Raw genomic sequence first — 10,462 nt, 5'->3', positions numbered from 1 at the left:
CATATATACCATCGTATGGGATGCCCCAATTTTTTGAACACCGATATACCACATTACTAAACCAAATACTGTTACAAAGAAAATAGAATATAGTAAAGCAAATAGTGTCATCCCTTTTGTAATGTGAAACGGCATGACAAATACATGTGGACCACTTAATAATAAAAGCGGAATTGCTCCAACTAATGCCGACCATGCAGTAACACGTAGTGCTGAATATTTTTTAATTAATGGCCCTGCTAAAACAGGATAAAGCCCCCAGCATATTGATGTAATCATTCCAATTCCATTCCCGTAAAAAGAACTAGCGAGTGAATGCCCCGCTACTAAAACTAATGCTGCACCCACAAAGGCAATCATAGAACCAATTAACTTCCGAGAAGAAAACTTTTCTTGTTTCAAAAAAACCGCAAATAAAGTTGTAAAAATAGGTGAAATAGAAATGAGTAAAGAGGCATTTGTAGCGGATGTATATTTAACAGTTTCCATAAATAACGTTTGATATAGTACAATACCTACAAAACTAACAACGATTAATCTTGGTATATCTTTTCGCTCCACATAAAGCGACTTTTCAATAAAGAATGTAAGCAATAACAGTAACGGTGCCGCCGCCATCATCCGAATAGCAGTAAACTCAATTGCTGTAAATTCTACAAGCCCATATTTTGCAATGGTATAGTTAATACCCCAAATCATAACGACACTTAAAATTAATAACTCAATTCCCCATCTTCTCATGCGTATCCCCTCCGCAAAGAAAATTATACAGAAAATTCAATCATGTGTACATTTCATTATGTGAAAAAATCTTTTTATTGTATCAAGAGCTTTACTTTGACACATGAAATTATATCGGCGATTTTTTAAGTATATCGACTTATCAACAAAAAACGGCAATAATAACACCTTATGCAATAAAAAAGACGATTCCAAAAACATATTGGAACCGTCTTTTCTTTATTATACTCGAACATGTAACTTCATATTTGGATTATAAAACTGGCTCGGGCTTTTCAACTGAAGAGTTCCTCCACCTTCATGCCAATCAACCGTTAACTTATCATCCATAAATACAAGCTTTGTACGATCGGCGATAAAGCTAAGTGTACTTGATTCAATATCTACATCACGCTCATCTTTTTCAGCTACAGCTACTAAATCAATGATTCCGCTCATAACACAACCGCAACCTTCATTATCGTAAAATAATTTTATATATTTCGCTTCATTTGGAATCGTATCCATAATTTTTTTATATGCTGCTTCTGTTACAGTAACGTACATCTGTTAATGTTCATCCTCTCTTCTCATATCATTCATATATTGTACCACTATTTTTCTAAAACTTTGTATACAGAAAATTAAGACTAATATACAATGTATGTGATAAAGGAGGTTCTATCACTGATGTCTCAACTAAAGCGATATCCTATTTTATTAGGCCTATTAGGTAGCTTTTTTATTTCTAGCGGAATGATATTACAACATATACTTCCCTATTCTCCTTCTATTGGTTGGATTCTAGGTTTTATTTGTTTCCTATCCGCTTCTTATTTTGCCATGAACAATAAAAATAACTAATAGAGTAAGAATTAGTTTAAGGAGGATAACACAACATGCCAGCTTTAAAAGAAATAGAACAATCACTCAATCATATATTCCAAATCGAAAAATACGGTAAAGACATTGCCTTTAGTCGCTTTATCCCTGCTGTATATGATTCTATCCAATTTCCATGGCAACAATTTTTTGAAGCAACTTTTGTAGAGCTATTTAACGGTCTTATGATACGAGGGGCTGAAAATGTAAACAAAGTATTTTTAGCTGTATTCCCTACAGATGACGTTCTTGAAGCCTTCATTTCACAATCGACACCCGGTGATTTACTCTTTATGCATCATCCACTTGTAATGGAGTGCGGTGATCCGCTTGGAAAATCAGGCCGTGGTTTTATTCCCATTCCAGAAAAATATTTGCAGGCGATAAAAGAAAAACAACTTTCTATATATACATGTCACGGACCAATGGATTTTCATCAAACGTATGGAACAAGCATTTCAATCGCAAAAGCACTCCAAGCCAGTGTAATTGACGGATTTGCTTACGGTGGTCCAGAAAGCGAGCCAGTCGGTCTCATTTGTGAAATAGATGAAACATCAACAGAAGCACTCCAAAAACGTCTAAAAAAACTCTTCCACATTCCTTACACAGACTTCGAAGGTAAACAACACGATTCCATTAAAAAAATTGCAATTATCGCTGGATGTGGCGATGTCGTATCTTTAATGAACGAAGCAGAAGAAAAAGGTGCTGAAGCATATATTGCAGGAGAAATCCATTGCCATATCGACAATGATTACGGTAGACATAAATACTCGCTCATTATGGATTACGTAAAAACAACGAATATGTCACTCATCGGTGTGTCGCACTCTGCCTCTGAATATTTAGTGAAAGAGACATTGATATATGATTGGTTTAAAGAGAACTTTCGTTTGGATATTACTTTAATTCCGCAGGAGAAATGGTGGTTATAAAAGGACGCTTTAATTAGTGAAGATGGGTACACACACCAATTGATTTTTTACAGAATAAAAAAGGAGATCGCTCTCAAGTAAGTAATCTCCCTTTTTCGAATATTTTATCATTACATCGGCAACATTACCTTTACCGTCGTTCCAACTCCAACTTCACTTTCAAAGCTCATTTTACCGTTGTGGTCTTTAATAATTTTTTCTGTAACTACTAACCCTAAACCTGTGCCCGTTTCTTTCGTTGTGTAAAAAGCTTCATTTAACTTTGGAATTTTATCTTTTGGAATGCCGCACCCCTCATCTTTCACCTGAACGACGATTCCATCTTCTACGGTAACTTTAATCGTAATCGTTCCACCAACTGACATTGCTTCAATCCCATTTTTGATTAAATTAAAAAATACTTGTTTTAATCGTTTTTCGTCGCATGTAATTGACGGTATGTCTTTACTGTAAATACCTTGTATGTGCACCCCTTGTTCTAAAGCAGGCTTACCCATAACCCGAATAACATAAGCGATAATTTCTTGTATGTTATGAGTTTCTGATTCTAGCGATTTAGATTTCTCAAACCCACTAAGTTCTGTAGTAATTGTATGAATTCGTTCTACCTCTTGCTTCATAATATCGCTATAAATCTTATCCTCGGGATGCTTGTTCGCTTGTTTATTCACAAGTTTTTTTAAAGTTGCTAAAGGTCTTCTAATCTTATAGCCAATAACTGTTGCCATTTTTCCAACAGTTGCTAGCTTTTCTGTTTGTTTTATTTCTTTATCCATCATCTCAATCGTACGAATGTAAGACTGGAATCTCAAAAATATAATCCAACATATAATGGAGAATACGCTACATAATGCCATTGGGATTAAAACGAGAGAAGATTGAATAATGATTCCAATAAGAGCGTACCTTCCAACAATTATCCCTATAACTAACCAAAAATATTTTTTACTCACGAAGATTGGTGCAAATAAAATGAAAAATCCTTCTACTATATTTCCACCATCAAACTCAGCATCACTACCAGAATAAATCATAATATTATGGATAAAATCTAATATATTATAGCCAATTAAAATGATATACTTTACCGCAAATGGATTCTTCCATTTCATAAAATATATGCCGATGCAAAACAATATCACCATCCAAAAATAGAGCCATAAACCTAAACCATCTTCGAATTTTCCTACTCCTTCTTGTTCTCCCCCTATTAAAGGTACGATAAATTCATAGGCAAGATCATATACAAAAAATATAATAAAAAATAAGCTTAAAAATACTTTAAGTGCCTTTATTTCTTCATTTTTAAATATATAGCCTTTATTCATATGGTAACTCCTAGCTTTTCTTTCACTTGGATTTCATAATTTCCAAACTTCATTGGAAGAATGATGTCTATTCTTGTTCCAATATCTCTTTCACTTACAATGCATAATTCACCAAGATGCTCGGCAACAATTCGATCCGCTACCGTAAGTCCTAGACCAATTTTATCTTGTTTCGTTGTATAAAAAGCCTCTGTCACACGGGCTAAATTTTCCTTCTTAATACCGTAACCACTATCGATTATACTTATCATCACATAATCTTTCCCTTTATTTTCTAATCGCAAATCTAAAATGCCACCTTGCTCCATTGCCTCCAGAGCATTATTTATGACATATAAAAAAACCCCTCTTATTTTTCGTTCATCACATTCAACTTCCACTGTTTTTTCTTCCACATTAGAAATAAGTTGAACATTTAATTCATTCATTTTTTCGCGAAGAGTTTTTACTGCTTGTAATACAATTTTTCCTACATCATGTTTCTCATAAATAGAAGGTTTACATGTAGCAACTTCCATTAACTCGCTTATCATATTATTCATATTTTCTATTTCAAAGATCATTCGTTTATAAATAGGATCATCTTCATGCTTCTCTCGCTGTAATTGTGTAAATCCTTTTAACGAAGCAAGTGGATTTTTAATTTCATGCCCGACTGTCGCTGCCATTTTTCCGATCACTGCTAATTTTTGTGATTCACTAGCAATCTTAATACTTTCCTTTACAGCTGAAAGATATTGTAAAAATCGATTTAAAATGATGTATGCAGCTATTAATAAAAGTGTATACATAATAAGAAACATAAACGCTTTTACTTCCTCTAATACAAATAAATAAATCACATATTTCCCTATAATCGTAGCAAGTAAAAACACAAAATACTTTTTATTTAAAAATATAGGTACAAAGAAAATGAGAATAATTTCTATTATATTTACCCCATCAAATACCGCCTTATTATAAAGAATATACGAAAGTATATTCGCCATTTCTATCCCTATGTATGCAAATAAACATGTATATTTAACAAGGTTTGCTTTCTCTTTTTTTATTAAATATATATTCACGCCGAGTATTGCTGTTCCACAAATAACTTGCCATAGTATGTTATGTCCCTTATCCGTTAGTGATTTATTTTCTAATACGATTGCATAGAAAATTTGATATGCAGTAACAGTAACAAATAGCACCCATAAGAAAATTTTTGCATTCCTTTCTTCTTCTTTATATGATAGAAAACTTTCTTTCACTTTAACACCCCTTCAAAATAATATCTCGAAGAATACCATTTATTATAATAAATGATTTTCATAGACAAACAAAGATAAATCGAACATTTGAGGAAAATCATACCAACAGTGTAATATCTTCAGACTATATGCAAGCATAAAAACTACAATCAATAATACGTATATTATTGGAGGTGTTTTATATGGACGGCAAAAAAATAAAAAGACAGCACAGCTCCAATCCTTTACACGCGAAAATGAAGGAAAGGAGATGACAACAAATACAGGTGTTAAAATTTCAAATGATGAAAACTCTTTAACTGCCAGTGATCGTGGCCCTACCCTTCTGGAAGATTTTCTTATGCGAGAAAAACTTTCTCATTTTGATCGTGAACGAATTCCTGAAAGAGTCGTTCATGCACGAGGATTCGGAGCACACGGCATTTTTGAGTTATATGAATCTTTAGAAGAGCTAACAATGGCACACTTTCTACAAAACCCTTCAAAAACAACACCACTTTTCGTTCGTTTTTCTGAAATAGCGGGATCAAAAGGAGCCAATGAAACGAATCGAGATGTTAGAGGATTCGCTGTTAAATTTTATACAGAAGAAGGGAATTTCGACTTAGTAGGAAATAACATACCAATTTTCTTCATTCAAGATGGTATTAAATTTCCTGATCTTATTCACGCCCTTAAACCAGAGCCACATAATGAAATTCCACAGGGCCAAACAGCACATGATACTTTTTGGGACTTCATCGCCAATAATCAAGAATCAGCTGCAATGATGATGTGGATTATGTCCGACCGTACAATTCCAAGAAGTTTTCGAATGATGCAAGGATTTGGCGTTCATACATTTCGTTTCGTTAATAAAAATGGAAAGTCGCGATTCGTAAAATTCCACTGGAAGCCAAAGCTCGGCGTTCATTCGTTAATTTGGGATAGAGCATACTAACACATATAAGGGGGATACTTCATGTTTGTTACGGTCGAGAAAGATGTTCATATTTTTGTGCAAGACGTTAATCCCGGTCCCGGTAGTAAAACTGTTTTTTTCGTCCATGGCTGGCCTTTAAATCATCAAATGTATCAATATCAACTCAATGTTTTACCGGAGCACGGCTTTCGCTGCATCGCCATGGATATACGCGGAAATGGGCAATCTGATAAGCCATGGACTGGTTACACGTATGACCGATTAGCTGATGATATTGCAATTGTTCTGGAAGCACTCCAAGTAGAAAATGCTACGTTAGTCGGTTTTTCAGTCGGCGGTGCTCTTTCTATTCGCTATATGTCTCGCTACAATGGGCGTCGTATTTCTAAGCTCGCATTAATTGATGCCGTCTCTCCTTCTTTCGTGAAAAATCAAGAGTCCCCTTACGGTGTACCAAAAGAACAAGCAGATACCCTCATTCATCAAATGTATGTAAATTTACCAAAATTTTTAAGTGATGTATCTTTATCATTTTTCAATAGAAACTTAGGAGCTGCAACCCTTGAATGGTTTTCTTATCTCGGTATGCAGTCCGCTTCCTATGCTCTCATCAAAATTTTGCAAGCAGCTGCAAACGAAGACGTAACGAAAGACTTAAGTAAAATTAACGTTCCAACAAAAATATTCCACGGCGTTCACGACCAACTGATCCCATACAAAAGTGCTGAACTCACGCAAAAACGGATTAAAAATGCTCAACTACATGCTCTTACAAATAGTGGTCACGGCTCTCCAATCGACCAAGCAGATGAATTAAATGCAGAACTTATAAAATTTTTAAATTCATAGTTTCCTTACAGCAAATTCTTTTTTATTAACTATCTTTTTTGTTTATCCAATTAAACCGGCCCATTCGTAAGTAAGAATAACTACGATACGAATGATACATTTTGTTATCTTCTCATCTCCTTTTTTAATTTATCCCATCGAATATCATTACAACTTATTTTTCCGTTAATATAATTTATTTTTCAAAGAAAGTGAAAGTATATGCCCTATAGGTTATTTGTTGAAGTGAATGAAGTTTTTACAAATGAAATTCACACATTTCTCACAAATCAATCAATAAAACGATTACATTTTTGTTTATACTAAATGTACAAGTAATACTCCCTAAACCCAGCTTGTCTGGTTACCCCGTTAAATACTATGAAAAAAGGACTTGTATCCTATACAAGTCCTTTTTTGTTTCCCCTATTTAAAGAGTATATCTTTACTATACTGCTTTCCAGCAAGTAAATCATATTGAATCATTTTATATTGCTCTAACATTTCTTTTTGTTTCTTTGTTAAGTCTTTAATCTCTTCGCCATTTTTATCAACTTTTAATTCATCTCTAAGCACTGGGATTTCTTTATATAATCCCGATAAAAATTGATAAAATGGTGATTTATTTAATCCTGCGTAATCAAAAACAAGATTTGAGAAATACATTGGACTTACTAAACCTAAGTTGTCATTTGGTATATCAAAATTTGCATACATTAACAATGGTGTTTCTGCCATTGATAATCTTTCACTTACAGTTTCTTCATTCTCTATATATCCAGCCTCTTTATAAATAGCCTTATTTGTCCCTAGTACTGGTAAATGATCTCCAAAAAAGACTAATAAAGTAGGTCTTTCTAATTCATTAAGCTGGTCTATTAAATATTTTAAAGCTTCATCGGAGCGCCTTACACCTTCCGTATATATTTCTAATTCTGCCTTCGATGCATCTTCTGTTAATCCATTAACTTCTATTTGATTTTCTTCAAATCGTCCCGGATTATACGGAAAATGATTTTGCATCGTTACTGCATGAATAAATGTAGGCTGTTTTCTCTTATTCAATTCATCTATTATTTCTTTACTCATAGACAAATCACTAACATTGTCCCCAGCTAATTCTTTATGCTTCATCGTATCTTCTGCATTAAAGTTATCAAATCCAAATACATTATATACAGTATCTCGTTTGTAAAATGAGCGATCAAAAGCATGAATTGCACTTGCATAGTATCCTTGTTTTTTCAATTCACTTGCAATAGATGGGATTTCTTTCTGACCTGTAACAGCTTGTTGATAAGGTATAGAACCGGGCATTAACAAACTCATTGAATAACTCGTTAGCGCTTCAAATTCGGTATTCGCTGTATTCCCCCCAAATGTAGGAGCTATTGTTTGTCCACCTGGAAAATTCTCAATATAATGATGTAGATTCGGGACTGGATCTTCGCTAAATGAAAGATTCGTTAGTTTTGTAGGGTCCCAAAAAGCCTCGCTCATCAGAAATATAATATTCGGTTTCTCAGCTTTTTTTTGTTCACTCACATTAACACCATATTGTTTCTTTATGTCATTCGCAATTTGAAGCATATTTTCCTTTGAATATTTTTCTGGTTCCTGAATAACTGTCGTATCTAAGTTACTTAAAAATCCTAAAACCAAGCCATTTTGACCATAGTTCATATTTTGATTCCATAAAGGGAAATATACCCCACCCTTTACAAATAACTTATTCACAAATGTATTAGGGTAATTACTAAACGCATATACCATAAACAGAGATGTACATATTAAAACAATTCGCATACCGATATGGATTTTTATAGATTTAATATGCTTTCGAATAGTAAAAACAACAAATGCAAATACAACTATACTAATGATTCCTATTAATATATTTTTCAAACTAAAATAATCCATAACCATTGGTATAACTGACTGCATATGCCCTATTTGTGTAAAGTCAGATGGATATAGCGGCTCTCCTCTGAACATACTCTTGAAGTAATTAACAATCCCTAAAATAATAAAAGAACAACTAGTTAACATTACACTTAGTAAAATTTTCCCAATCGAATTGTAAACTAAAATATACACCATATAAATGAGTAAAACGCTGAATAGGCACTGTGTATACTGCAAATAAATCCAGTTATTCACAAGCAAAAAATTCATATATTCTTGTATTAATATATAAATAAAAACTATTAAATGAGCTATTGGCAGCAATAAAATATGAACTCTTATAGCTGGTCTAAGTTTATTGATTATCCCTTTATTCAAATAATCAATAAAAAATAGTATGCTCCATAAAATTATAGTAATTATACTTAACGTGATTCCTTCATTAAAAAATAACTTCGTCTTCTCTAATTCGAAATAGCCTAATGTAATAACAAACAACGTTTCTAAAAAAACAGTCCATATTCCGCTAATAATGAAAGAAAGTAATGGGCTCTTTCTTTCTTGCTGAACAGAAAAATTATAACGAAATTCATTTCTTCTTTGTTGCTGAACTACAAAATCCAAACTCAACTTATTTCCCTCTTTTCTCTTCTTGTTTTCTTCTCTCTATTTCACCCCGCATCAGTAAAAAACATTATACTTATGATCTTTATATCTATTTTTATTATATATATATAACCTTAAATACCCCTTAAAAAATAACATTTTTTCGTACTTTTTACAACAAAATAGATTCTCAAAAGTACAAAAATACTGCATATACAAACTATATTACAAAAGGATTCCACCTTTAAAAAAGTTAAAATTTACCGTTATTTTAGGAGATATAATCTATTTATTATGCAAATTAAAATACGAAGCAAAACCTGATCAAACTTGCAGGTTTTGCTTCGTATTTTGATTTCTATTGCTTATTCCTTACAAACTAAGAGGACAGATCATGATGCCTTTAAGAACGTGTTGAAACATCTACTATAAAAGAGAAACTATCCACATTCTCCATATAATACATACGATTACTATAAATACAAAATCAAAAAAATCTAGTCTCGGACCCTTTTCCATATGCATATGTAGCCACATATGAACCCATTTCATTTTTTATACTTATGAATATTTTTCTGTGTAAATTGATAAATGAGCAGTTGCATGATGTAAAAACCGACTACAAAAATGAATACTAAAATGAGAAATCCAATCACGAAATTCCTTCCTATTTTTGTAGCGCTTTTTCGACGATATGGTTCTTCAAAACCCACTCCTCAAACTGAGCACTTCCAAATTCCCAGCTTAAATCACGAGCATGTACAGAAAAAACGTAATGACCAGCATGTTCGTCCATAAACCTTCCTAACTCTACATCCTCTTTCTGAATACCGTATACTCTAAAATTAAAATACACATCCCATACGTCTTCATTCTTCCTCTTATAAGCAATCGATTCCATATCACATTCTGTTCCGAAATAATCAAGATGTAAATGTACGCTATCATCATATTCGTACTTCATTTTATCACCCCTTATATTTGTACTTCTTTATCACTCAAAAAATTCCTGCTATCTATACTCACATATGGGCACTTACCTACATATCATGCTTGTAGAGTGACTTCTAGGAGGTGTTATAT

8 protein-coding genes and 2 pseudogenes are annotated in these 10,462 nt (G+C 33.0%); 3 read left to right on the top strand and 7 right to left on the bottom strand.

The window, feature by feature from the left end; genetic code table 11:
* On the bottom strand, positions 1–741 hold a 741-nt coding region (locus tag JDS92_RS28135; protein WP_199632909.1), incomplete at its 3' end, for a DMT family transporter.
* A gap of 222 nt (positions 742–963) precedes the next feature.
* Complete coding sequence (locus JDS92_RS28130) at positions 964–1,287, bottom strand: iron-sulfur cluster biosynthesis family protein (protein ID WP_000289564.1); 324 nt, start codon at positions 1,285–1,287, stop codon at positions 964–966.
* Between the two features lie 332 nt (positions 1,288–1,619).
* On the opposite strand from JDS92_RS28130, the gene JDS92_RS28125 reads away from it, so the two are divergent.
* Positions 1,620–2,540, top strand: coding sequence for a Nif3-like dinuclear metal center hexameric protein (locus JDS92_RS28125; RefSeq protein WP_001111097.1), 921 nt, complete (start codon positions 1,620–1,622; stop codon positions 2,538–2,540).
* Positions 2,541–2,650: 110 nt separating this feature from the next.
* On the opposite strand, the gene JDS92_RS28120 is transcribed toward JDS92_RS28125, so the two are convergent.
* Entirely contained in the window at positions 2,651–3,868 is a 1,218-nt protein-coding gene (locus JDS92_RS28120; RefSeq protein ID WP_001032640.1) for an ATP-binding protein, read from the bottom strand.
* Complete coding sequence (locus tag JDS92_RS28115; RefSeq protein WP_199632908.1) at positions 3,865–5,118, bottom strand: ATP-binding protein; 1,254 nt, start codon at positions 5,116–5,118, stop codon at positions 3,865–3,867. The genes JDS92_RS28120 and JDS92_RS28115 overlap by 4 nt, the downstream gene beginning before the upstream one ends.
* Before the next feature lie 166 nt (positions 5,119–5,284).
* Here JDS92_RS28115 and JDS92_RS28110 point away from each other — a divergent pair.
* Both JDS92_RS28110 and JDS92_RS28105 read left to right on the top strand, forming a co-directional pair.
* A pseudogene (locus JDS92_RS28110) lies at positions 5,285–6,052 on the top strand (catalase); the annotation flags it as partial.
* A 27-nt stretch (positions 6,053–6,079) separates the two neighbouring features.
* Entirely contained in the window at positions 6,080–6,889 is an 810-nt protein-coding gene (locus JDS92_RS28105) for an alpha/beta fold hydrolase (RefSeq protein WP_000498281.1), read from the top strand.
* 405 nt (positions 6,890–7,294) lie between these two features.
* Here JDS92_RS28105 and JDS92_RS28100 read toward each other — a convergent pair whose 3' ends face one another.
* From JDS92_RS28100 to JDS92_RS28090, 3 genes and pseudogenes are all read right to left on the bottom strand, one after another.
* On the bottom strand, positions 7,295–9,403 hold the full coding sequence (locus JDS92_RS28100; protein WP_199632907.1) for an LTA synthase family protein: 2,109 nt from the start codon (positions 9,401–9,403) through the stop codon (positions 7,295–7,297).
* 402 nt (positions 9,404–9,805) lie between these two features.
* Positions 9,806–10,035 (bottom strand): annotated as a pseudogene (locus JDS92_RS31470) (hypothetical protein).
* An 11-nt stretch (positions 10,036–10,046) separates the two neighbouring features.
* The gene (locus JDS92_RS28090) at positions 10,047–10,343 is read right to left on the bottom strand and encodes a DUF3986 family protein (protein ID WP_087970517.1); all 297 of its coding nucleotides are present in this window, start codon (positions 10,341–10,343) and stop codon (positions 10,047–10,049) included.
* Between the last annotated feature and the right edge of the window lie 119 nt (positions 10,344–10,462).

The organism is Bacillus cereus group sp. N12 (assembly GCF_016483575.1).
GTDB lineage: Bacteria > Bacillota > Bacilli > Bacillales > Bacillaceae_G > Bacillus_A > Bacillus_A toyonensis.
This window is presented reverse-complemented; position numbering and strand designations above follow the sequence as displayed.